Genomic DNA, 23331 nt, shown 5'->3' on the forward strand with positions numbered 1-23331 from the left:
TATATCCCTTGTTAAAAGTTCTGTAAAACTTTTCGCTCTTTCTTCAGTTAGTTCTTTATCTAAATTTTAATAATATATTTATATAATCATCTTCATCTTCGACTATAGTAATAATTCTTATAAAGCCATTACCGCCTCTTTTGCTTTCAATTAAATATCCATTGTATGGAGTAAATCTTGTAGAAAGCACATAATTAATTTGACTTGGAGAACACTCAAACCTTGTTGCCAAATCATTTCTTCCAATTTCTACAAAACCTTCTTGAGCATTTTCCAAAAGGGCTTTCAAGAATTTTTCTATATCAGACGTTAATCCTGCCATAGATTTACCTCGATTTCTTTGACTTTCTCTGACCTTTTATTTTATTGTACACTAAAATAGTATAGATTCAAGAATAATGACTTTCTAAAAAAATATAAAAAAATAAGGCTAAAAAATTTAGCCTCAGACTGTTGACAAAGTATGAAATTAGATAATATTTATTTGAAATAAAATTAAGCTAAGTGCCATCTCGACTAAGTGAGTGAAACGAACACATGGAGAGATCTCATGAGATTTCTCCGCTCGTTGCACTCGGTCGAAATGGTTGAAATTTTAGTTTGTCGACAACCTAAGGCTAAAAATTTATCCTTATTTAATCATCTCTCCTATTTCCAAACAAAATCCAAAGTCTTAAAAATTGAAGGGCTGTGGAAATTGTTGCTGCTACATAAGTTAGGGCAGCAGATTTTAACATATCTTTTGCATAATCATTTTCAACTCCAACAAGCATACCAGATTCTTTTAAAACTTTAAGGGCCCTTCTTGAAGCGTCAAATTCTACCGGAAGGGTAATTATTTGGAAAATTAAGACAAAAGAAAATAAAAATATTCCAATAGTAATTAATTTTCCCATAGAAAGAAAAATCCCCAATAAAATCATAGGAAAGGATAATTTTGATCCAAGATTTACAGCTGGTACTATGTAGGATTTTATCTTTAAAGGAATATAGCCTTCTTTGTATTGGATAACGTGACCACATTCGTGAGCTGCAACTGCCAAAGATGCAATTGATGTATCAGTCATAGAAGTTTCTGATAAGGCTACTTCCTTACTCACTGGATTAAAATAATCAGATAAGGACCCTCTAACTTTTTTTATGGAAATATCATTGTAAGAATTTGTAGACAAAATATATCTTGCCGCATCAAAGCCTGTAATAGATTTTTGAGTTTTTATTTTTTTATACTTATCAAATTTTCTTTGAATATTAGTTTGAGCCAGACTACTAATAAGAAGTCCAATCAAAACTAGAACATAAGTTCTGTCAAAATAAAACATAATTTTCTCCTTTTATTTTTTTCAATATACTATTGGGATTTTTTATTTCAATAATTAAAAATAAAATACAGGGAAATAGAAAATTAAAATATAAAAGTAATAAAGAGATCTCTCGACTACTAAAAGCAGTTTTCTTCGAAAACTTTTCCGTGCTCTCGCACTAATTTTTAGTGATAATTATGCCAAATCAAGGCATAATTATCTGCTCGAGATGGGGAATTATTGGATTTATATTTGTGCTAAAGGATAAATTAAAATAATTATCTGAGAAATTTTAAAACTATTATTATATATATAAATTCAAACGAAGAAGTTCCCATCCCGACCGAAGTGGAGGGATCTCATGAATTAAATTTACAAAAATAGAAATTTTAAAGAATTTTAGGCAAAATAAAAAGACCCTAAAGGCCTTTTTATAATATAGAAAAGAATAAGTTAGTCCTAGTTTTCTATAGGGAAAACTATAAGGAATTAATAATGAAAAACCTAGCTATTTACTAGCTAATATTATTATAGCATGATTTTTAAAAAATGCAAACTTTTTTTCGATATTTTTCTTTCCTTTAAATTTCAAGGCTTATTCTCATAGTTTTCGTTTTCCTAATTTTATTTGTACTTATCAACTTCTTTTTGAAGTTTTTCAGAGTTTTCACTATCACCTAACAAAACAAGGGTATCATCTTTTTCAATTTTCCAATTAGCATCAGGATTTATAACCAATTCACCATCTCTTTTATAGGCTATAACCATCATCCTATATTTTTTCTAAAATCTATTTCTGCCAAAGTTTTTCCAACAATATCTTCAAAGGCCTTTAGTTCCAGCATAGAATAATCATCAGAAAAATGGAAAAATTGTAGGAGGTTTGATCCTGCTATGCTTCTTGCAAGTTTTTCTCCCATATCAATTTCCGGGAAAATTATTTGATCTGCCCCAATTTTTTTCAAAATTCTAGCATGATTTCTAGAAGTTGCCTTGGCAATAATTTTTTCTACCTTATGATCTTTTGCATAAAGAGTTGCTGCCATTGAAGCTTCAAGACTCTCTCCTGTTGCAATTACTGCAACATCAAAATTTCCCATTCCCAATTCTTCAAGGGCATTGTCATTTGCAATATCACATTGGACTGCACTTGTTACCTTATCAGCAATATTTTGTACCAAATCATAATCCTTATCTACTGCCATAACTTCCAAGCCATCTTCAAAAAGTTTTGTGGCAACTCTTTCTCCAAATCTTCCTAGTCCTAAAACTATTACATTTTTATCCATTTTTATCTCCTAACCTATACTAATATTTGCTTCTGGATATCTAATATATTTTGTCTTTGATTTAAGTCCAATTGAATAAGCCATAGTCATTGGACCAATCCTTCCCAAATACATACTTAAAGTTATCAAAATTTTTCCAATATTTGAAAAATCACCCGTAATCCCTCTACTTGCTCCAACTGTTCCAAATGCCGAAGCAACTTCGTAGGAAATATCTAAAACCTTAAAATTCTCGCTTATAGATAAGATAAAAATTACAAAAAATATCAATCCCAAATAAACCATTATAATTGCAAGTGCCTTTCTAATAGTTTTTGAATCTATGTGTTTATTAAAAATTGTAACCTCATCTTCTTCTTTAAAAATTGAAATTGTTGATAAGACCAAAACTCCAAAGGTTGTAGTTTTTAATCCTCCGGCAGTTGATCCTGGTGATCCTCCTATAACCATCAAAACTATCAAAAACAAAACACTAGTGTCATGCATTTGATTTAATTTTACCGAATAAAATCCTGCCGTTCTTGCAGAAATTGACTGGAAGGCTGATTGCATTATAGAATTTTTAAACCCTTCTTTATATAAAACTCCCCCAACTTGTCTTTCAATCAAATAAAAGGCAAGTGTTCCTATTACAATTAAAAAGGCACTTATTATAAAAACCAACTTGGCATGGACTGATAATTTTTTGAAAGATCTTTTTCTAAAAAATTCAGCTGTAACCATAAAACCAAGCCCACCAATTACAACCAGGCTCATTAAGGTTACATTTATCAAATTATCATTTCTGTAGGGATAAATTGAATCTCCCAAAAGATCAAAACCTGCATTACAAAAGGCAGAAATCGAATGGAAAATTGAATACCACCAGCCCTTTGCCATTCCAAAAATCGGTACGAAACGAAGGGATAATAAAAATGCTCCCAAAAATTCTACTAAAAAGGTAAAAACCAAAACATACCTAAATAATTTCATAATTCCTTGAAGAGTGTCTATATTTAATTGCTCTTTTAAAATTTGTCTTGATTTTAGGCCAATTTTTTTTCTCAAAAGTAAGGGAAAAAGTGTGGCCAAAGTCATTACACCAAGACCTCCGATTTGAATTAAAAATAAAATCAAAAGGTGGCCGTAAGAGTTCCAATGCTCGGCTGTATTTACAGTTGTAAGTCCTGTTACACAAGATGCAGATGCTGCTACAAAAATTGAGTCAATTAAATTTGTAGATTCACCAGTTCTTGTAAAAATCGGAAGAGATAAAATAAATCCACCTATAAGAATTAAGATTGCAAAACCCAAGGTCAAATACAAGGGTGGATTCGATGTAATCTTATCCGATAATTTCTCCAAAAAATTTTCTTTATTTTTTCTAATATTTGTCATTTTCTTTCCTTATAATATAAATTAATAAATCAAAGCCTATTTTAAGCCTATCTTATCTAATTTTATACCCTATATTATAAATGTCAACACATTAGATTTTCCATATTTTTTATTTTACTATTTTGGGGTATAAAATTATCAAAGAAATGGAGTTTTTTATGAAAAAATATTATTTTAAGGAAAAGTTTTTTAAAATTACAGATAAGTATCCAATTTTGGATGAAAATGGAAATGAAGTTTATTTTTTTGACCAAGATTTTAAATTTGTTGGCTATAAGGCTAAACTAAAAGATATGGATGGTAAAGTTTTGTTTGATATTTCCAAAAAAATTTTATCCTTTCTTCAAACTTACTATGTAGATTTTTATGATGGAAGTCATATGGAAATAAATCAAAAATTATCTTTTTTAAAAAGAAAGGTCGAAATTAATTACCAAGGGGAACATTTTTCCCTAAAGGGTTCTATTATGGACCATGATTTTGAGGTTTATTATAAAAATAATTTGATTGCTGAAATGAACAAGAAATTTTTCGCCCTTACCGACCAATACGAGCTTACAGTTTATGATGAAAAGTATAGCTTAATTTTAATCGCCCTTTGTCTTTGCATTAATGAAATGAAAGATAGGGATGATGCAGCTGCGGCTGCATCTAGCAATTAAGATTGATTTTTATAATATTTGATATATAATTATATCAACAAGAGGGAGTAGCTTAATTATTCAATCGTCATTACGGTTTAACCCGGTTGAATAAACCATCTGGTAGCAAGACTTTTGGCATATGCCAGAAGTCTTTTCTTTTTGTAATGAAAATTTTTAAGGAGGTAGAAATGGACTATTTAGGTCAAAAAAATGAAATTGTAAAAAAACTTGACTCTGATAGCTCAAGGGGTTTATCAAAAGATCTTGCAGCTAAACGTCTTGAAGAAAACGGCCCAAATAAAATTGAATCCAAGAAGAAAAAATCTCTTGGCAAAAAAATCGCCGAACAAATTATTGACCCTATGGTAATTTTGTTGATAGTTGCATCAATCGTATCAGCCTTTACTGGAGATACTGTTGAGTGTTTTATAATTATTGCCATTGTTATTATTAATGCAATCATGTCAATTATTCAAGAAGGAAGAGCTGAAGATTCTGTTGAGGCCTTACAAAAAATGTCATCACCCGAAGCTAGTGTAATTCGTGATGGCAAAAAAATAAAAGTTAAGGCAGAGGACTTGGTTGTTGGAGATATTGTTGTAATTGAAACTGGAGATATTGTTCCAGCTGATATGCGTTTATTGGAATCATCAAATTTACAAATCGATGAGTCTTCTCTTACAGGAGAATCTGTCGCAGCAGAAAAAAATTCTGAAGTTATTTATGACAGCGAGGTAGGAATTGGTGATAGGGAAAATTTTGCTTTCTCATCAACAATAGTAACTTATGGTCACGGAAAAGGAATTGTTACTCAAACTGGATCTGATTCAGAAATGGGAAAAATTGCATCAAGCCTTCACAAAGTTGAAGATAAGGACACACCTTTACAAAGACAATTAAATAAATTATCAAAACTTTTGGCAATACTTGTAGTTGTCGTTTGTATAATTGTATTTGTTGTTGGATATTTTAGAACTGGAGATTCCCTATTAGAAAACTTAATGGTTGCAGTTTCTCTTGCAGTTGCAGCAATTCCTGAAGGACTTACTGCAGTTGTAACAATTGTTTTATCAATCGGAATGAACAGGATGGCAGAAAGAAAGGCCATTGTAAAATCTCTAGTTTCTGTAGAAACACTAGGAGCAACAACAGCAATTTGTTCAGATAAAACTGGAACTTTGACTCAAAACGAGATGACCATTACAAAAATTTGGACAAATGAAAAAGAATATGAAGTTGAAGGAAGCGGATATGAACCAAAAGGTCACATAAAGCTTGACGATGAAAAAATAGAAGATGAAGAAAATATAAAACTTCTAATGAAAATTTCAACTTTGTGTAATGACGCTGACCTAACTCGTGAGGGCGACCAATATAAAATTATTGGAGATCCAACAGAAGGGGCCATGCTTACATTTTCTGAAAAATGGGGAATTGTTCAAGAAGATATGGAAGATAAACATCCAAGACTTGAAGAAATTCCTTTTGATTCTGACAGAAAAATGATGACAACCTTCCACAACATTGAAGAAAATTATAAGTCAATGACAAAGGGAGCTCCAGATATAATAATTTCAAATTCTTCAAAAATTTTATTAAATGGAGAAATTGTAGATTTCACTGAAGATTTAAAGAAAAAGGCAATGGATGAAAATAAAAATCTTGCCAAACAAGCTCTTCGTGTAATGGCTTACGCCTTTAGAGAATTTGATTCAATAAAAAATGAAGAATTGACAAGCGAAAATATAGAAAGAGAAATGGTATTTGTAGGTCTTACTGGAATGATAGATCCACCAAGACCAGAGGCTAAAAAAGCAGTAGCAGAATGTCACTCATCAGGAATTGATGTTTTAATGATTACTGGAGATTATTTAGAAACAGCCTTCGCCATAGCAAGAGATTTGGGAATTGCAGATTCCAAAGACCAAGCTATCGAGGGAAAAGAATTAAATAATATGAGTGATGAAGAAATTAGAGAAATTGCCAAAGAAAAAAGAGTTTTTGCAAGAGTATCTCCTCAAAATAAGGTTCAACTTGTAAACGCCCTCCAAGAAAACGGAGAAATAGTTGCCATGACAGGAGACGGAGTAAACGATGCTCCAGCAATTAAAAACGCTGATATTGGAATTTCTATGGGAATTACAGGAACTGACGTTGCCAAAGATACAGCAAATATGATTTTGGTTGACGATAACTTTGCAACAATTGTAAATGCAGTTGAAGAAGGAAGAATAATTTTCTCAAATATCAGAAAATTCGTTTCATTCCTACTTTCATGTAACATTGCAGAAGTTTTGATTGTATTTTTGTCAATTTTATTTGGCCTACCTTCCCCACTTACACCTATCCAACTACTCTGGTTAAACCTAGTAACAGATGCTTTCCCAGCCCTTGCCCTTGGAGTTGAACCAGGAGAAAAAGATATAATGGAAAGAAAACCAAGAGATCCAAAAGAATCAATAATTTCTGGAGATTTGAAAAATTCACTAATTGTTCAATCACTAGCAATTACACTTTCAGTTTTAGCATCTTATTTGATAGGACTTAAATGGATTTTCCCAGGAAATATAGAAGGAGCCCACACAATGGTTTTTGCAACCTTAATTACAAGTGAGCTTTTAAGAGCATTTTCTGTAAGAAGTACAAAATACACCCTAAAAGAATTAGGAATTGGATCAAACAAACAATTAATAAAAGCAAATCTCTTATCATTTGCCCTACTTTTACTAGTAATGTATGTAGGACCATTAAGATATTTATTTGAATTAGAATTTATCACCTGGCAATGGATAATAATTCTAGCCCTAGCCTTTATCCCATTAATTCTAGGAGAAGTTCACAAAATTAGTTCTAGAAAAAATAAAATATTTTTTAAAAAGCAAGAGTTTTAATTCTTGCTTTTTTTTTGCTTAATTAGTATAATGTAAGTGACAAAAAGTTATGACAAGATAATGATAATCACAAAAAAGCAGGAGGGCCAACTCCTGCTTTTTTATTTTGGGCTAATTATCGCTAAAATATCTATCTAGCCACTTGCAGGTAATATTACAAATTACACCTGCCAAAATAGATATTATTAAAGTTATGACATAATCTATGATAATCACCCCCCTAACTGTTACCAGTTTAGGTTAACGATAACAAAAATATTATATCACAATTTAAATTTCACAGTTTACGAGCTGAATTTATTTTGAAAATATTCTATTGCTTTTTCCTTGTATTTTAGTATAATGAAATTACTAAGAGATATGAAAATATACAACCAATCAAAAAAAGCAGGAGCGGCAACTCCTGCTTTTTTTGCCTAATTATCGTCAATATATCTATCTAAAAATTTACAAATATAGTGGCAAATTATACCTGCTAAGATAGAAAGTACTAGAGATATGAACAAACCAATCACCCCCTAACTGTTACCAGTTTAGGTTGACGATAACAAAAATATTATATCATAATTTTTATTTCTCAGTTTTAGCATGAAAATTTTCATTGATTTTTTATTTTAAATAAGTATATTGTTTTTGAGTAAAAGAATATAGATTCATGGAATCAAAAAAGCAGGATGACAAATCTTGCTTTTTTTCTTATGTCTTAGTATAATGAAAATGACTAAAGGAACATATAGTTCATTGTAAGACTAAAAAAGCAGGAGGGCCAACTCCTGCTTTTTTACTTGGCTAGTTATCGCAGTTGTCATTGGCATCTAACCATTTACAAATAAAATGACCAATTATATTTGTCAAAATGCCAATTATAAAGGAACATATAATTTTCATTGCAAGCACCTCCATTCTGTTATCAGATTGGATGCGATAACAATGTAATTATATCATAATAAAATTGAAAATTTAGAGGTAGATTTATGAGAAAAAAGAAAAACAAAAGTATTTTATGGAAAAACTTCACCAAATTTACAATGATAAAAATTTAAATTTAACTGAAACTTGTAGGAAAAAAATTTTAGACCAATATAAAGAATTATTAAATAATAAGACAAATATAAATTATGCCTCATATAAGCTCTATCCATATTTGAGAGATGCCCTTTATGACAATAAGGACTCCGAACTTTTAGGTGATTTTATGAAAATTATTTTAAAATACAGGTGGAAGGCATATTTTGCAATGATTTTACCTGTAAGCTTTAAGTAGTTAATTTAAAATAATATATAAGTCAATAAAAAAAGTAGGAAGATATATCCTACCAGTCTGTTGACAAACTAAAAATTCTTCCATTTCGAGCGAACGTAGTGAATCGAGAAATCTCATGAGATCTCTCCGTGCTTTCGCACTTAATTTTAGGGATAAATGTGCAAAATCAATGCACATTTATCTAGTCGAGATGGTACGTAGCTTAATTTTTATTTTAAAATAAATTATTATATATATTCATACTTTGTCTACGCTCTGATCCTACTTTTTTTACAATTTAAACACAATTCCAAAAACTGCCCCCATCCCTATTATTAATAAGGGATGGATTTTTTTGTATTTTCTTAATAAAAATAAAAATCCTATAAACAAAACAAGCTGAATTATTTGGAATAAATCTAGGAAATTTCCTGTTTTTTGGTATAATTTCACATTAAATAAGGAAATCACCATTACATTTAACATAGCACCCAAGATAAGGCCTGCCGTTGATGGCCTTATATATTCAAAGGCATTTTTTACCCTAAGAGATTTTTTAAATTTATCCATAGATTTTGCTATTATTAAAACTATTATTATTGCAGGACTTATTAAAGAAAAAGTTGCAAGAATTGCCCCAACAATTCCATAGGCCTTATATCCTGCAAAACTTGCTGCATTTATTCCAATTGCCCCTGGAGTTGATTCTGAAACTGCAATCATATCTAATAATTCTTCACTTGTAAACCAATCATAATTTTCTGCCATTTTTTGTAGGAAGGGAAAAGTTGCCATTCCTCCTCCTATTGCAAAAAGTCCAGTTTTGAAAAATTCCCACATCAAGCTAAGCATATTTTCCTCCAAAAAGAATTCCAAAAATTCCACAAGCTATAACGATAATTATGGGTGAAATTGAAAATATTCCAATTGCTATAAAAGTTAATAAAAATATTAAAATTTTTATTTTTGTATTAGCTGTTTTTTTTACCATATTTATTACTGTATTTAAAACTAAGGCTGAAACTGCAATCCTAATTCCGGCAAAGGCGTGTTGGATGATTAGTAAATGGGAAAATTCTTTTAAAAAATTAGCAATAAGGGTGATGATTATTATTGATGGGGTGATAAAGCCCAAAGATGCAATTATTCCTCCCAAATTGCCTTTTCTTTTTCTCCCACAAAATGTTGATGTATTTACAGCAATTATTCCTGGTGTTGTTTGGCCTATTGCATAATAATCTAGCATTTCTTCTTCTGTAATCCACTTTCTTTTATCAACCAATTCCCTTTGTAAAAGAGGAAGCATGGCATAGCCTCCTCCAAAGGTAAAGGCCCCTATTTTAAAAAAAGTTATGTAAAGATCTAATAATATTTTCATTTTAATTCTCCTTTTAATTTATTATAGCACAAGGGGAGACTTTGGCTAAATTGCTTGAATAGAGCCTTTTTATTAGTATAATAATTTTTATAGCGATTAAATGAAAGGAATTTTATGAATTTAACTTTATCAGACTCCTACTTAAAGTATTTAAATGAAATTAATGATTTATATATAGAAGCTTTTCCAAAGGCTGAAAGAAAACCAATGGATCAAATTATTAAAGTTTGCCAAAATGGTTACGGAAGAATTATTCCAATTTTGATGGATGATGAATTTGTTGGGATGTTTATAACCCTTGATTCTGATGGTGATAATACACTTTTAATTGATTATTTTGCAATAAAAAGTGATTACAGGGGCCTAAGTCTTGGTTCAAAAGCTATTGAGCTTTTAAATGAGATGGAAAATAAAACTATAATTATTGAGATTGAACCTTGTGTAAATGAGGCTAGCAATCTTTTGCAAAGGCAAAAAAGAAAGAAATTTTATGAAAATCTCGGTTTTAAGCAAACTGACATAAATATTTCTTGGTTCGGGGTTGATTTGGAATTAATGAGCCTTAATAAGACTATTAATTTTAACCACTACATGGACTTATTAACTTCAATTTTCCCAAGGGCTTATATTGAAGAGAACATTAAGCTTACTTAAATCTTAAGGAGATTTTATGAAATTATTATTTGATTGTGATGGAACTATTCTTGATTCTATGCATATATGGCTAGAACCTATTGGGAAATTGTTGGATGCTTATAATTTTAAACTTACAACTGAACAAAAGGGACAAATTGAAGCCTTGACTTTTATTGATACAGTAAGGTGGTTAAATAAAAATGTCTGTCCTGAAAGAAGCGAGGAAGATATAATAAATTATTTTTCTGATACAATAACAGACGCCTACAAAAATTCTCTCATGCCAAAAGTTGGTGCTGAGAAAACTTTAAGAAAATTAAAGGATGAGGGCTATGATATGTGTATTTGCTCTTCAACTGACAGGGTTCATTTGGAAAATGCCCTAAAAAGATTAGATCTTTTCGATTTATTTGATTTTATCCAAACACCTGATACAATTGGTTATAAAAAAAATCAAATAGAATATTGGCAAGATGCCCTCGATAAATACCAAATAAAGGCTGAGGAAGCTGTTTTATTTGATGATGCCCTTTATGCTATAAAAACAGCAAAAAAACTTGGCATAAAAATCGTAGGAATTAAAGATTTCCCTCACAACAAAAATGAGTGGGAAGAGATAAAAAAAGAATCTGATATAATTCTTGATAATATAAAAGATCTTGATATGGAAAAAATTAAAAATTTATAAAAATAAAACCACCAAATGGTTGTTACAAAGTGTAGACAAAGTATGAATGTAGATAATGATTTATTTAAAAATAAAAATTAAGCTATATACCATCTCGACTATATGATTGTACCTTGAGTTGGTACAATCATCCCTAAAACCAAGTGCGAAAGCACGAAGAATTTTGCGAAGCAAACGTGTTTTAGTGTGAGTGAAACGAACGCACGGAGAGATTTCACGAGATTTCTCCGCTCACTGCGTTCAGTCGAAATGGATATTTTTTTAGTTTGTCAACAGTCTGAAACCACCAAATGGTGGTTATTTTTTTGTTATTTTTGAAAAAATTTTATCTAAAATCCACAAATTTTAAATTCTTTTTAATTTTCTTTCTCAAAAGATAAAGTGAAAGTATGCCCTTTATTATTGATGTTATGGTCATTGATAACCAAATTCCCAAAACTCCAAAATATGGGATTAATAAAAGTGAAATTGGGATTCTTGCTCCATTAAAAATTACAGAAATTATTGATGGAGTCCTTGTATCAGATAGGCCTTGGAAAATTCCTGTAGATCCAATTTCTAAAGACATCATTAATTGGCTTGCTGAAAGAATTGCCAAATATTTTGCCCCCAAATTTATTGTTTCTAAATCTCCCGGCACAAAAACTTTAAATAAGGAATTTCTAAATCCAAAAAGAATAATACTTGCAATAAGTCCAATTGCCCCTACAAGTTTTAAACTTTCTTTTACGCCTTTTTTTACCCTATCAACAAGTCCTGCCCCATAGTTTTGGGCAATCAAGGATTGGATTACAGCTTGGCAACCCTCGGTTGTTTTCCAAGAAATTGATTCAAGTTGACTTCCTATAGAATAAACTGCAACTGGTTTTGGCCCAAAACCTGCCATAAGTTTATTTAAAATTATAGTTATAAGGGCATGGATACCACTTATAAAAGAAACTGGTAGACCCAATTTAAAAATTCTTTTTTGCCATTTTGTAGAAAGAGTAAAATTTTCTAAAGAATTTTTTATAACTCCGTCTTTTCTTTTCATCACAAATAAAAAAATTATAAAAACAGTAGCCTGACCAGTAACTGTTGCAAAAGCTGCCCCTCTTATCCCCATAGCTGGAATTGGCCCAAGACCAAAAATAAAAATAGGGTCCAAAATAATATTTAAAACAAGGCCAATTGTATTTATTTTAAAAGGAGTTACACTCTCACCAATAGAATAAAAGGCTTGGGAGAAAATAGGATTTAAAAAAACAAAAACATAGCCTAGGGCAGTTATTGAAAGGTATTGGTTGGCAAATTTAGAAACCACATCTCCAAGCTTATAAAAATCAATAATATAAGTTTTAAAAGTTAAAATCAAAATTATGTAAATAATTGAAGTAATAAAGCCTTGTAAATATCCATTTTGAAGGATCAAGGAGGTAAGTTTTTTATCTTTTCTTCCATAGGCTTGAGAGGCATAAACTCCTCCACCAATTTTTGCAATCAAAGAAAGGGCTTCAGCAATCCAAGCCAAAAAATATGAAACTCCAACAGCAGCTACAGCATTTGATCCAATTCTTCCAATCCAAACCATATCAACCAAGGTGTAGGCTATTTGCACAAAGGCTGTAAGAGTTAGGGGAATCGATAAAAGTATCAAAGATTTTCCAATATTTTCTTTTGTTAAGTCAATATCTTTTCTTTTTTCCATAAGACCTCCTTTTATTTTGAATTTAAATTATTTTATCAAATTTTAAAAATTTTTTCTATAATTTATATGATATTCAATACCCTAGATTTTACAAAATATAAATTATTTTGTCAATAATTATCAATTTGTTTTTTAATTAATAATTTATACATTTATATTTGACAAATTAAATAAATAAAATTTTCATAATTACTTAGTTTAAAAAATAATAGAAGACACATAGAATAAAAATAAAGTGGATTTTGAAATGGAAAATTTTATAATTGAAAGCGAAAAAAAAATTTCTATTTATTTAAAAGGGAATCAGAATTTTATATTTTATATTACTAACAAAATATAAAACAAAAAATATAAAGGAGTTTAATAATATATCTAAAAATATATTATTAAACTCCTTTTGCTAAATGCACATTGTTAGCTATCATAAATATTAAATTCTAATTTTAAATTCATGACTACTAAAAACTTCACAATAAATAGATAAAAAACTTTTAAAATATTTTAATAAATTTTATCCAAATAATAGATTTAAAATAACTATTGAAACAAATCCAACAGCCCAAGCTATTGTTGATATTATTGAATATCCTTTTATTTGCTCTTTAGCCTTTGTTAAACCTAGTGACCTATTTACAACCCAGAAAAATGAATCATTAAAGTATGAGAAAAATACTGATCCAACACAGGCTGATAGGGTTGCAAACACTGGATCTACTCCCAACTCTAAAACTATAGGAGCTGAAATTGATGCTGATGTTAACATAGCAACCGTTCCTGATCCTTGTATAAATCTAATTAATGTTGATATTATAAATGGCAACAATAGTGGATTTATTTTCATCTTTGAAATTGAAGTTGCTATATCAGATCCAACACCAGATTCTGTTAGAACTTTTCCTAAGGCTCCTCCACCGCCTGTAACAAGAATTATTATTCCTGCAGATTGGATGCCCACTTCTAGCTCTTTTATTACCTTATCTCTTGACATATTTTTAGTTAGGGTAATAATCGCTATTACTAAACCTATTCCAACAGCAACTATTGGTGTTCCCAAAAATACAAAAGTGCTTAAAATCCCTTTTATTTCAAATCCTTTTACTTTTGAAAGAGCTCCTATTATTGTATTTATTAAGATAAGTATTATAGGAACTATTATTGGTAAAAATGCTATTGTTGCTGATGGCATTTTTTCATTTTCATCTAATTTATAATCAACTATTTTACTTTCTTCTTGAATTTCTGGTCTTATCCAATCTCCATTTTCATCTGGCAATTGGTAAACCTTTTTCCCATAGTATCTAGCGTATAATAAGGTTGCTAAAACCATTGGTATTGCTATTACTATCCCCCACAAAATAACAGCACCTACATTTGCTCCAAAAATTCCAGCAGCTCCTACAGGTCCTGGAGTTGGCGGAACCAAGGTATGGGTTATTACAAGTCCTGATGCTAGGGCAAGTCCTAATGTAATAACTGATTTTCTTGTATTTTTTGATAGTGCCTTTGCCACTGGAAATAAAATTATAAAGCCTGAGTCACAATAAATTGGAATTGAAACTAAAAATCCTGTAATGGCCATGGCCAAATCTTCCCTACCCTTACCAAATATTTTTATAAAGGTTAGGGCCATTCTTTTTGCAGCATTTGAAATTTCAAAAAGCTGTCCCATCATTACCCCAAATCCAATTATTATTCCTATGCTTCCAAGTGTACCTCCAAATCCATCCGTCACACTTTTTATTACTTCCTCATAAGGCATTCCGCCGGCTACTCCTATAAAAAGAGCTGAAATAATAAGAGCTAAAAATGTATGTATTTTTGTTTTTACAATAAGCCCTATTAGTAGGACAAGTCCTACTATTAAGGCTATTAATATTCTATTATCTGACATATTTTACCTACTATCTTCTAAATTGTGGGCCATATTTTGCAGCAAGTTTCACAGCCTCTACCATACTTACTTCTGATGCAATATTTTTTCCTGCAACATCAAAGGCTGTTCCATGGTCTACAGAAGTTCTTAAAAATGGCATTGAATTTGTAAGTGAAATTGTCTTCATAAAGTTATATGTTTTTGTAGCAATGTGTCCTTGATCGTGATAAAGTGACAAAACTGCTCCATATTTTCCTTGAAGTCCTTGAGCAAAGACTGAGTCAGCCCCAACAGGTCCTGTAACATCAAATCCTTTTTTCTTAGCATCTTCAATTGCTGGACTAATCTCTTCTACTTCCTCATAGCCAAATAAACCATGTTCACCTGAGTGTGGATTTAATCCAGCAACTGCAAGAGTTCCTTCAACTCCCAATCTCTTCATAGCTTCTGTACATCTTTCAATATATTCATAAACCTTATCATATTTAACTTGATCTATTGCATCTTTTAGTGAAAGGTGTCTTGATAAGAAAAATACTCTCAATCCTTCTACTTCAAACATTGTAAGTGGATCTTTTACTCCAGAAATTTTTTCAAACATTTCTGTATGTCCTATAAATGGTATATCAGCTGCCCTTAGTGATTCTTTATTGATTGGTGATGTAGCAACAGATTCTACTTCTCCATTCATAGCAAGTTCACCAGCTTTAAAAATATATTCATAAGCTGCCTTACCACAAGCTGCACTTACCTCTCCAAATTCATAATCTTCTGGCATATTTTTTAAATCTATTAAATCTATTGTTCCAAATTCATATTTTCCTTCGTTTACATGTTCAATTATATTTATTTTTAAATCAAGACCTGTAACTTTTAATGCTTTTTCTAAAACATTCTTATCTCCTACCAAAACTATATCAGCTTGGTCATACAATTCTTTTACATTAAATGTTTTTGCTACTATTTCTGGTCCTATTCCTGCTGGATCTCCTAATGTTACTGCTATTCTACTTCTTTTCATTTTTACTCTCCTTTGCTTAATAATCTATCGATACATTTTACCATTATTTGGTCTGTTCCAACCATGCCACCCTTACTTACAATTTTTAAACCATCTACACATCCACCTATAAGTCTTCCATAGGCAACTAGAGGTTCTATTTCTTCTCTTATTTCGATTCCTTGGCTTCCAAGCTCTTCTGTTACTGCTATTGTTACATCTCCTCCAGAAGTAAATGCCCCAGATATTGCCTTGTCCTTAACTATTATTTTTTTTGCAATTTTGGCAAGTCCTCTAGAAATCATAAGAGATAAATCATCAATACTCATCTTTTTTTCTTCAGAGATTGATTTTAAATCAAGTCTTTTTTCAATATCATCTGGTGTTGTAGTTATTACAACTAATTTCCTTTCCTTTAACTCTTTTTCTGCAAGATTTGTTGCTCTTTCGATTTCTTCCAAAGCTAGGTCTATATCTATTAGTTTTATAGGATCTACTTCAAGTTTAAAAGAATTGAAATTTTTGTATAATTGTTTCATTTGATTAATTGTCACGTTTGTAACTGAGCCGATTACCGCCAAAGCTTTTGTACTAATGTGACTTTGCTTATAAAGAATTTTGGTTACTTCTTTTGTAAATGGACCTGGATCTACGCTAATAAAGTTTACTTTGCTTTCTATACTTGCTTTAGCAATCTTTCTTATTTGCTCATTTGTTATAGCATCAAAGATAAGAAGGTCATAGTCTTTATTTTCAATTATTAATTTTTTTATATTTTCAATGCCCTTTTCAATATCATTTATAGATATATGTTTGATTTTTCCTTCATAATCTTTTTTAAAATTCTCAGTAACCAGGTTAGATACGGCTGATATTTTTGAATCCTTGCCTGCATCTGTATTCATTAAGGGAATTCCATCTACATACATAAAATCGTTTACTACAATTCTTTTAGAATCTGGAAAGGATGGAACACAAATAGCCAATCTTTTATCTCCTAAAGCATCTTGGTAAGCCTTAAGTTCCGATCCTAGGTTTCCTCTTAGGGTAGAATCTATCCTTTTAGAATATAAAATCACTTCATCTTTTTTAAATTTATTAACTTTTTCAAAAACTCTTTTATAAGCTTGAGCTGAACTCATAGCCCTAGAGTCTGTTGTAAAAGCAAATACATCAATTTCTCCACGAAGATCACTAATATCGTTTCCAGTGATACTTGCAGTTGTTAAGCCTATCCCCTTCATCAAGGCACAATTTGCATTAGCACCCGTCAGATCATCGGCTATTATCATAACCTCTTTCATAATCCCTCCTTTGAATTTTTAAATATTAGATTTAAAATCTTCAGTTATAAAATAATCAAATTCATCACACTTGTTGAAAGAATAGAAACCTGTTTTCCCAAATTTACTCGTATCTGTCATCATTATGGATAAATTAGAATTTTCAATCATTTTTCTTTTTATTCTTCCCTTTTTTTTCAGAAGTTGAATAAACAAACTTTTCATCATAGGCATCTGTACCCATAAAACAAATGTCTGCATGCAGTCTTGATAAGTTCTCAAGCCCATCAATAGAAGATAAGGTTCTTGTTTTTCTATCTACATATCCACCTAATAAATATGTTTTTATATTTTCAAAATCCGATAAGCTGTAGGCTATTCCTAAATCATATGTAATAACTTCTATGTTTTTATATTTTTTAATATAATCAACAAGCATATAAGTTGTAGTTCCAGAATCTAAGAATATAACTATATCATCTTCTAAAAACTTACTTGCCTTTAAGGCTATAGATTTTTTTTAAATCTATATTTATGGTTTTCTTGTTATCAACCGCAAGTTCTTTTATATTTTTTTGAATCTTAATAGCCCCACCGTGGGTTCTTTTGGCAATATTTTTTTCTTCAAGCTCTTTCAAATCTTTTCTTATAGTTACTTCAGAAACTTTAAGATCATCTGCCAAATCGGAAACATTAACCCTGTAATCTTTATTAAGTTTGCTTTCGATAAATTTCAATCTTTCTTCTAAAAACATTTTATTTAATTTCATTTCCTTTCGTTTACTTTTATATAATACCACGCTTAAAAATTTTTTGCAAACATTTTTATAAAAAAATAAATTTACATATTGGCTTGCTATAGAAATTATTTAGAATTAAAGTATACATTATTAATCTAATTGGAAAATGATTTGTTAGTATAAGTCATATTTCTACAAAAATTGCTGAATATTTTTTCTTTAATACCTTCAGGTGTATCCGACCATTTTCCTTCTATGTACAACTTTAATTTTTTTTAAAATCTTAACTATATTTCACAAAAATACCCTCTCTACTGGGTTGTCCAGTAAAGAGGGTATTTTTTATTATAGGTTCCAGATTTTTCTGTTATAATCTCTAATACTCCTATCAGATGAGAAAAATCCTGCCTTTGCTATATTGTTGATGGCCATTTTTGCAAATGATTTTTTGTCTGTATATGCTTCTATTAATTTATTTTTAACTTCAATATATTCCTCAAGATCTATTAGGGCCATAAAGTAATCTTTATTTATTAGGTCATTGTGAAGGCTTTCTAACATTTCCTTATGACCAATTTCTAAAATTTCTTTTGATACTATAAAGTCAACAGCTCTTTTTATATCTTCATTTTTTTCGTAGATTTCTTTTGCCTTATAAGAGTCTTTTTCATAAAGGTCTATTATTTGATCAGCTTTTTTACCAAAAATATAAATATTTTCATCTCCAACCAAGTCTCTTATCTCTACATTTGCACCATCCAAGGTTCCCAAAGTTACTGCTCCATTAAGCATCATTTTCATATTTCCTGTTCCAGATGCTTCTTTTGATGCTAGGGAAATTTGCTCAGAAATTTCTGTTGCTGGAATTATTTTTTCTGCGTATGAGACATTATAATTTGTCAACATTACAACTTTCAAATACTTATTTACATCCTCATCCTTATTAATTAATTCTTGTAAGCACAAGATTAGGTGGATAATATTTTTCGCCATGTAATAAGAAGGTGCTGCCTTTGCCCCAAAAATTACTGTTATAGGATTTTTTGGTAGGATACCTTTTTTAATTTTTAGGTAGGTATCTATTACATAAAGGGCGTTCATTTGTTGTCTTTTGTATTCGTGAAGACGCTTGATTTGAACGTCGAAAATAGAATTTGTGTCTAATTCTACCCCCTCTTTTTCTTTTACATATTTAGAGAAATTTTCTTTGGATATTTCTTTTACCTTCAAAAATTTATCCAAAACTTCTGGGTCATCTTGGAATTTTAATAATTCTTCTAGCTTAGTAGGATCATCTTTAAATTCAGGACCTATCAAGGATTCTATTAATTTTGTTAAGTCTTCATTACAATTGTGGAAAAATCTTTTGAAGGAAATTCCATTTGTCACATTTTCAAACTTATCTGGATATATTTCATAAAAATCTTTTAGGGTTTCATTTACCAATATATCGCTATGAAGTTGGGCAACTCCATTTACCTTTGATGAAAAATGTATGGCTATATTTGCCATGTGGACAATTCTTGTAAGTTTTTCTGGATTTTTTTCATCCTCTTTTTTATTTTCTATAATATAAACTTTTTCGTTGTCATAATTTTTTCTTACAATTTCATCTAATTTTTCAATTATTGGCATCAAAGCTGGAACTACATCTTCTAGCATTTGGTAATTCCATTTTTCCAAGGCCTCTTGTAAAATTGTGTGATTGGTGTAAGCGCATGCTTTTGTAATTTCTTCAACAGCCTTTTCAAAACTTAGGCCCTTATTTGTAAGTAGCCTAATCATTTCAGGAATTATCATAGTTGGGTGGGTGTCATTTATTTGGATTCTAATCTTATCTCCAAACTCTTCAAGTTTTCCCCCATTTTTTATATACTCATCTAAGATATATCTTCCACCACATGAAACCATAAAATATTGTTGGTAAATTCTAAGTTTTTGTCCATCTTCGTCGCTATCATCAGGATATAAAAATAGGCTTAGGTTTTTTTCTATATCTTTTTTATCAAAAGAAATTCCTTCTTTTACTATTGACTCATCTACACTATCTATATCAAAAAAATGTATTGTTGATCTTGAGTCTTTCCTTGCAGAAATTGGCAAGTCATACATTGTAGCTCCAACCTTTTGGTTTTTAAAATTTACATGGTATTTTGTATCAGTTTTTATTAGGGCGTTTGAATCATCAAGCCAAGGATCTTTGACTTCTTTTTGCTTATAATCTTCAAATTTTTGCCTAAAGAGTCCAAAATGATAACAAATTCCAATTCCTTCTGCATTTAAGCCTAAATTTGCAAAAGAATCCATAAAACAAGCAGCAAGCCTTCCAAGTCCACCATTTCCCAAAGATGGTTCAGCTTCAAACTCTTCTGCTTTTTCTATATCCTTTCCATTTTTAGATAAAATTTCTTTAATCTCATCCCTTATTCCCAAATTTGATAAGTTATTTTTCAAAAGTTTACCTAAAAGAAATTCTGCTGAAAAATAATAAAGCTTTTTATCACTTTTCTTTGGTTTTTCAATTTTATTTAATAAATTATTCGAAAATTCTGATAAAAGAAGATAAAGCTCCTTATCATTTAAATCAAGAATTTCTTTGCCAAAAAGTTTTTGGGCTAAATCTTTCAATTTTTCTTCCATAATTTCCCTATTCTTTCTATATTTTTATTCTATAATTAATTTTGTCTCAGGATCAAACAAGTATGATTTTTCCATATCAAAGGCAAATTTTGTATTTTCTCCAACCCTTGCTTTTGTTGATGGTTTTACCCTGGCAGTAATTTGATCATCACCAAGGTCAAAATATAAATAAACTTCTGCTCCCATAAGCTCATAAACTCTTACTTTTGCTTCAATAATTGACCCTTGGTCTGTTTTTTCTAAATAATCGTCATCATCATATAAAGATTCTGGTCTTATTCCAAAAACTACTTTTTTTCCTATATAATTTTTATCTTCAAGGGCACGACCCTTTTCTTCAGGAAGTTTTAATTTTATATGATCATTTTTTACATAAATTCCATCATCTTCTTTTAAAATTTCTACATCAATCAAGTTAATTTGAGGAGAACCTATAAATCCTGCCACAAATAAGTTTCTTGGATGGTCATAAAGATTTTGTGGGGTGTCGATTTGTTGGACAATTCCGTCTTTCATTACAACAATCCTTGTACCAAGAGTCATAGCCTCTGTTTGGTCATGGGTTACATAAATCATTGTAGTTCCCAATTTTTGGTGGAGTTTTGAAATTTCTATTCTCATTTGAACCCTAAGTTTTGCATCCAAGTTACTTAAAGGCTCATCCATCAAAAATACTTTTGGATTTCTAACAATAGCTCGTCCCATGGCAACTCTTTGTCTTTGACCACCGGATAATTGTTTTGGTTTTCTCTTTAATAAATTTTCTATTCCCAAAATTTGGGCAGCTTCTTTTACTTTTTTATCAATTTCATCTTTTGGCATTTTTTTAATTTTTAGAGAAAATGCCATATTATCATAAACTGTCATATGAGGATAGAGGGCATAATTTTGAAAAACCATGGCTATATCCCTATCTTTTGGAAGGATGTCATTCATTCTTTTTCCATCAATTTCAAGATCACCGGAACTTATGTCTTCAAGGCCAGCTATCATTCTTAAAGTTGTAGACTTACCACAACCTGATGGACCAACAAAAATTATAAATTCCTTATCCTCAATTTCCATATTAAAATCTTTTACAGCATGAAAGCCGTTATCATAAATTTTATTTATATTTTTTAAACTTAAATTTGCCATTTTTTCTCCTTTAATATCAAAATTCACAAGCTAAAGATGTAAATTTTAATATTTCGAATTTATTTCCTATTTTTTTCTATGATTTCTTTCAAAAATTCTTCTTTTTCTTTTAAATTTTCCATGGATGTGAATTTGAAAGACCAATTTTTATCATTTAAAGTTGCAGGCTCATTGATTCTAGCCTCATCACCCAAGCCCAAAATATCTTGGAGAGGAATTATTACATACTCACTATCCCTTTTCATGGCAAATTCAAAGAAATCATCATAAATAGTATCATTTTTTATGCCAAGTTTTTCAAAAAGTTTTTTTACATCTTTCTTTTTATCCTTATCCAACTCGTCAAACCAGGCCATAAGAGTTTTGTTATCGTGAGTTCCTGTATAGGCTACAGAATTTTCTGGGGCATCTATATACTTTTCCTCTTTTGGTTTTAAAAATTCTTGGATAATAACCATGCCCTTTAAGTCAAAATAATCCCTAAGCTCAAAAACTTCTGGCCTTATTTCTCCCAAATCTTCTGCAATAAATTCCACATCATTTAATTCTTTTTTCACTTTTTTAAATAAGTCATAACCTGGGGCAAGATGCCACTTTCCTTTAATAGCTGTTTTTTCTTTTGCATCAATTACCCAATAGGTATCAAAGGCCCTAAAATGATCAAGCCTTACAATATCATAGAGTTTTCCGTTATAAGAAAGCCTATTTATCCAAAATGAAAAATCATCTTCTTTTATTTTTTCCCAATTATAAATTGGATTTCCCCATCTTTGGCCTGTAGCTGAAAAATTATCTGGTGGTACTCCCGCAATTAATTTTTCTCTACCATCTTTAGTTATTTGGAAATATTTTTGATTTTCCCAAACATCAAGGCTATCAAGACCTACATAAAAAGGAATATCTCCAACAATTTTTATCTTATTTTCATTGGCATATTCTTTTAACTTCATCCATTGTTTGTAGAAAATATATTGGATAAAAATTTCATAATTTATCTTATCCTCATAAGGACTTAAGTCTAGCTTTTTATCCCTTATCCAATTTTTCATCTCATCTGGCCATTCATTCCATGACCTTAGACCATTTTCTTTTTTAAATGTTATAAAAACCCCGTAATTGTAGACAAAATCAAATTTCAAAAAATCTTTGTAAGACTCATCTTCATATCCCTTATTTTTTTTGAAATTTTCATAGGCTAATTTTAAATATTTTTCCTTAAATTTTCTTACAAATTCATAGTCAATTCTTGATTTTTGGTCTAATTTTTTTGGTTTTTGATCAAGAAGTCCATCCTTATATAATAGTTCTAAGGATATATAAATTTCATCTCCTGCGAAGGATGAGTAGGGTTGGTAGGGAGAATTTCCATAGCCTAGTGGATTTAGGGGCAAAATTTGCCACATATCAAACCCAGATTTTTTTATTATATCTATAAACTCATATGATTTTTCTCCAAAATCTCCAATCCCGTAATCTCCGTTTATACTTTGTAGGGGTAATAAAATACCTGCTTTTTTCATT

Annotated in this window: 22 protein-coding genes; 5 read left to right on the top strand and 17 right to left on the bottom strand. The window is 30.3% G+C overall.

Features of this window, described 5'->3' with window-relative positions:
- Positions 1 to 55 precede the first annotated feature (55 nt).
- The 5 genes from ANHYDRO_RS05380 to ANHYDRO_RS05395 form a co-directional block, all read right to left on the bottom strand.
- Entirely contained in the window at positions 56 to 322 is a 267-nt protein-coding gene (locus ANHYDRO_RS05380) for a CtsR family transcriptional regulator (RefSeq protein WP_004814373.1), read from the bottom strand.
- A gap of 313 nt (positions 323 to 635) precedes the next feature.
- Positions 636 to 1322, bottom strand: a complete 687-nt coding sequence (locus tag ANHYDRO_RS05385) for a zinc metallopeptidase (RefSeq protein ID WP_004814374.1) — start codon at positions 1320 to 1322, stop codon at positions 636 to 638.
- Between the two features lie 606 nt (positions 1323 to 1928).
- The gene (locus tag ANHYDRO_RS10675) at positions 1929 to 2075 is read right to left on the bottom strand and encodes a cation:proton antiporter regulatory subunit (protein WP_004814375.1); all 147 of its coding nucleotides are present in this window, start codon (positions 2073 to 2075) and stop codon (positions 1929 to 1931) included.
- Positions 2072 to 2593: a potassium channel family protein gene (locus ANHYDRO_RS05390; protein ID WP_004814376.1), complete on the bottom strand. Its 522-nt coding sequence runs from the start codon at positions 2591 to 2593 to the stop codon at positions 2072 to 2074. Before ANHYDRO_RS05390 ends, ANHYDRO_RS10675 begins: the two co-directional genes overlap by 4 nt.
- 9 nt (positions 2594 to 2602) lie before the next feature.
- Positions 2603 to 3970 carry a TrkH family potassium uptake protein gene (locus tag ANHYDRO_RS05395; RefSeq protein WP_004814377.1) on the bottom strand — a complete coding sequence of 456 codons (1368 nt, stop codon included), beginning with the start codon at positions 3968 to 3970 and terminating at the stop codon, positions 2603 to 2605.
- 158 nt (positions 3971 to 4128) lie between these two features.
- Between ANHYDRO_RS05395 and ANHYDRO_RS05400 the strand changes: the two genes are divergently transcribed.
- The 3 genes from ANHYDRO_RS05400 to ANHYDRO_RS05410 all read left to right on the top strand — a co-directional run bounded on the left by ANHYDRO_RS05400 (position 4129) and on the right by ANHYDRO_RS05410 (position 8769).
- Entirely contained in the window at positions 4129 to 4632 is a 504-nt protein-coding gene (locus ANHYDRO_RS05400; RefSeq protein ID WP_039914174.1) for an LURP-one-related/scramblase family protein, read from the top strand.
- Between the two features lie 170 nt (positions 4633 to 4802).
- On the top strand, positions 4803 to 7505 hold the full coding sequence (locus ANHYDRO_RS05405) for a cation-translocating P-type ATPase (protein WP_039914177.1): 2703 nt from the start codon (positions 4803 to 4805) through the stop codon (positions 7503 to 7505).
- 1003 nt (positions 7506 to 8508) lie between these two features.
- Complete coding sequence (locus tag ANHYDRO_RS05410) at positions 8509 to 8769, top strand: hypothetical protein (protein WP_004814380.1); 261 nt, start codon at positions 8509 to 8511, stop codon at positions 8767 to 8769.
- Positions 8770 to 9039: 270 nt separating this feature from the next.
- Here the strand turns inward: ANHYDRO_RS05410 and ANHYDRO_RS05415 are convergent, their stop codons facing one another.
- Both ANHYDRO_RS05415 and ANHYDRO_RS05420 read right to left on the bottom strand, forming a co-directional pair.
- Positions 9040 to 9600: a chromate transporter gene (locus ANHYDRO_RS05415; RefSeq protein ID WP_004814382.1), complete on the bottom strand. Its 561-nt coding sequence runs from the start codon at positions 9598 to 9600 to the stop codon at positions 9040 to 9042.
- Positions 9593 to 10126 (bottom strand): chromate transporter, encoded by a 534-nt coding sequence (locus ANHYDRO_RS05420; RefSeq protein WP_004814383.1) that lies wholly within the window; start codon positions 10124 to 10126, stop codon positions 9593 to 9595. Before ANHYDRO_RS05420 ends, ANHYDRO_RS05415 begins: the two co-directional genes overlap by 8 nt.
- A 114-nt stretch (positions 10127 to 10240) precedes the next feature.
- Between ANHYDRO_RS05420 and ANHYDRO_RS05425 the strand changes: the two genes are divergently transcribed.
- Together ANHYDRO_RS05425 and ANHYDRO_RS05430 are read left to right on the top strand one after the other, a co-directional pair.
- A complete protein-coding gene (locus ANHYDRO_RS05425; protein WP_004814384.1) occupies positions 10241 to 10780 on the top strand; it encodes a GNAT family N-acetyltransferase in 540 nt (179 codons plus the stop codon).
- Positions 10781 to 10796: 16 nt separating this feature from the next.
- Complete coding sequence (locus ANHYDRO_RS05430; RefSeq protein WP_004814385.1) at positions 10797 to 11450, top strand: HAD family hydrolase; 654 nt, start codon at positions 10797 to 10799, stop codon at positions 11448 to 11450.
- Between the two features lie 325 nt (positions 11451 to 11775).
- Here the strand turns inward: ANHYDRO_RS05430 and ANHYDRO_RS05435 are convergent, their stop codons facing one another.
- The 10 genes from ANHYDRO_RS05435 to malQ all read right to left on the bottom strand — a co-directional run bounded on the left by ANHYDRO_RS05435 (position 11776) and on the right by malQ (position 23330).
- The gene (locus tag ANHYDRO_RS05435) at positions 11776 to 13137 is read right to left on the bottom strand and encodes an MATE family efflux transporter (protein WP_004814386.1); all 1362 of its coding nucleotides are present in this window, start codon (positions 13135 to 13137) and stop codon (positions 11776 to 11778) included.
- A gap of 511 nt (positions 13138 to 13648) precedes the next feature.
- A complete protein-coding gene (locus ANHYDRO_RS05440; protein ID WP_004814387.1) occupies positions 13649 to 15028 on the bottom strand; it encodes a GntP family permease in 1380 nt (459 codons plus the stop codon).
- A 10-nt stretch (positions 15029 to 15038) separates the two neighbouring features.
- Positions 15039 to 16031 (bottom strand): 4-hydroxythreonine-4-phosphate dehydrogenase PdxA, encoded by a 993-nt coding sequence (gene pdxA / locus ANHYDRO_RS05445; RefSeq protein WP_004814388.1) that lies wholly within the window; start codon positions 16029 to 16031, stop codon positions 15039 to 15041.
- Positions 16032 to 16033: 2 nt separating this feature from the next.
- Entirely contained in the window at positions 16034 to 17314 is a 1281-nt protein-coding gene (locus tag ANHYDRO_RS05450) for a four-carbon acid sugar kinase family protein (protein ID WP_004814389.1), read from the bottom strand.
- 18 nt (positions 17315 to 17332) lie between these two features.
- Entirely contained in the window at positions 17333 to 17464 is a 132-nt protein-coding gene (locus tag ANHYDRO_RS09995) for a hypothetical protein (RefSeq protein WP_004814390.1), read from the bottom strand.
- A complete protein-coding gene (locus tag ANHYDRO_RS09360) occupies positions 17457 to 17804 on the bottom strand; it encodes a DeoR/GlpR family DNA-binding transcription regulator (protein WP_316244736.1) in 348 nt (115 codons plus the stop codon). Before ANHYDRO_RS09360 ends, ANHYDRO_RS09995 begins: the two co-directional genes overlap by 8 nt.
- Positions 17785 to 18063 (bottom strand): DeoR family transcriptional regulator, encoded by a 279-nt coding sequence (locus ANHYDRO_RS09365; protein WP_081449347.1) that lies wholly within the window; start codon positions 18061 to 18063, stop codon positions 17785 to 17787. The genes ANHYDRO_RS09360 and ANHYDRO_RS09365 overlap by 20 nt, the downstream gene beginning before the upstream one ends.
- Before the next feature lie 315 nt (positions 18064 to 18378).
- Entirely contained in the window at positions 18379 to 20673 is a 2295-nt protein-coding gene (locus ANHYDRO_RS05460) for a glycogen/starch/alpha-glucan phosphorylase (protein ID WP_004814393.1), read from the bottom strand.
- Between the two features lie 24 nt (positions 20674 to 20697).
- Positions 20698 to 21810, bottom strand: coding sequence for an ABC transporter ATP-binding protein (locus ANHYDRO_RS05465; protein ID WP_039914180.1), 1113 nt, complete (start codon positions 21808 to 21810; stop codon positions 20698 to 20700).
- A gap of 59 nt (positions 21811 to 21869) precedes the next feature.
- Complete coding sequence (malQ, locus tag ANHYDRO_RS05470) at positions 21870 to 23330, bottom strand: 4-alpha-glucanotransferase (RefSeq protein ID WP_004814395.1); 1461 nt, start codon at positions 23328 to 23330, stop codon at positions 21870 to 21872.
- Position 23331: the final 1 nt, after the last annotated feature.

The organism is Anaerococcus hydrogenalis DSM 7454, from assembly GCF_000173355.1.
GTDB lineage: Bacteria > Bacillota > Clostridia > Tissierellales > Peptoniphilaceae > Anaerococcus > Anaerococcus hydrogenalis.

What these genes read in the sequence shown, in the direction of transcription:
- ANHYDRO_RS05380 (WP_004814373.1), bottom strand. Translation starts at nt 322, where the DNA reads ATGGCAGGATTAACGTCTGATATAGAAAAATTCTTGAAAGCCCTTTTG.
- ANHYDRO_RS05385 (WP_004814374.1), bottom strand. Translation starts at nt 1,322, where the DNA reads ATGTTTTATTTTGACAGAACTTATGTTCTAGTTTTGATTGGACTTCTT.
- ANHYDRO_RS10675 (WP_004814375.1), bottom strand. Translation starts at nt 2,075, where the DNA reads ATGATGGTTATAGCCTATAAAAGAGATGGTGAATTGGTTATAAATCCT.
- ANHYDRO_RS05390 (WP_004814376.1), bottom strand. Translation starts at nt 2,593, where the DNA reads ATGGATAAAAATGTAATAGTTTTAGGACTAGGAAGATTTGGAGAAAGA.
- ANHYDRO_RS05395 (WP_004814377.1), bottom strand. Translation starts at nt 3,970, where the DNA reads ATGACAAATATTAGAAAAAATAAAGAAAATTTTTTGGAGAAATTATCG.
- ANHYDRO_RS05400 (WP_039914174.1), top strand. Translation starts at nt 4,129, where the DNA reads ATGAAAAAATATTATTTTAAGGAAAAGTTTTTTAAAATTACAGATAAG.
- ANHYDRO_RS05405 (WP_039914177.1), top strand. Translation starts at nt 4,803, where the DNA reads ATGGACTATTTAGGTCAAAAAAATGAAATTGTAAAAAAACTTGACTCT.
- ANHYDRO_RS05410 (WP_004814380.1), top strand. Translation starts at nt 8,509, where the DNA reads ATGGAAAAACTTCACCAAATTTACAATGATAAAAATTTAAATTTAACT.
- ANHYDRO_RS05415 (WP_004814382.1), bottom strand. Translation starts at nt 9,600, where the DNA reads ATGCTTAGCTTGATGTGGGAATTTTTCAAAACTGGACTTTTTGCAATA.
- ANHYDRO_RS05420 (WP_004814383.1), bottom strand. Translation starts at nt 10,126, where the DNA reads ATGAAAATATTATTAGATCTTTACATAACTTTTTTTAAAATAGGGGCC.
- ANHYDRO_RS05425 (WP_004814384.1), top strand. Translation starts at nt 10,241, where the DNA reads ATGAATTTAACTTTATCAGACTCCTACTTAAAGTATTTAAATGAAATT.
- ANHYDRO_RS05430 (WP_004814385.1), top strand. Translation starts at nt 10,797, where the DNA reads ATGAAATTATTATTTGATTGTGATGGAACTATTCTTGATTCTATGCAT.
- ANHYDRO_RS05435 (WP_004814386.1), bottom strand. Translation starts at nt 13,137, where the DNA reads ATGGAAAAAAGAAAAGATATTGACTTAACAAAAGAAAATATTGGAAAA.
- ANHYDRO_RS05440 (WP_004814387.1), bottom strand. Translation starts at nt 15,028, where the DNA reads ATGTCAGATAATAGAATATTAATAGCCTTAATAGTAGGACTTGTCCTA.
- pdxA (WP_004814388.1), bottom strand. Translation starts at nt 16,031, where the DNA reads ATGAAAAGAAGTAGAATAGCAGTAACATTAGGAGATCCAGCAGGAATA.
- ANHYDRO_RS05450 (WP_004814389.1), bottom strand. Translation starts at nt 17,314, where the DNA reads ATGAAAGAGGTTATGATAATAGCCGATGATCTGACGGGTGCTAATGCA.
- ANHYDRO_RS09995 (WP_004814390.1), bottom strand. Translation starts at nt 17,464, where the DNA reads ATGATTGAAAATTCTAATTTATCCATAATGATGACAGATACGAGTAAA.
- ANHYDRO_RS09365 (WP_081449347.1), bottom strand. Translation starts at nt 18,063, where the DNA reads ATGAAATTAAATAAAATGTTTTTAGAAGAAAGATTGAAATTTATCGAA.
- ANHYDRO_RS05460 (WP_004814393.1), bottom strand. Translation starts at nt 20,673, where the DNA reads ATGGAAGAAAAATTGAAAGATTTAGCCCAAAAACTTTTTGGCAAAGAA.
- ANHYDRO_RS05465 (WP_039914180.1), bottom strand. Translation starts at nt 21,810, where the DNA reads ATGGCAAATTTAAGTTTAAAAAATATAAATAAAATTTATGATAACGGC.
- malQ (WP_004814395.1), bottom strand. Translation starts at nt 23,330, where the DNA reads ATGAAAAAAGCAGGTATTTTATTACCCCTACAAAGTATAAACGGAGAT.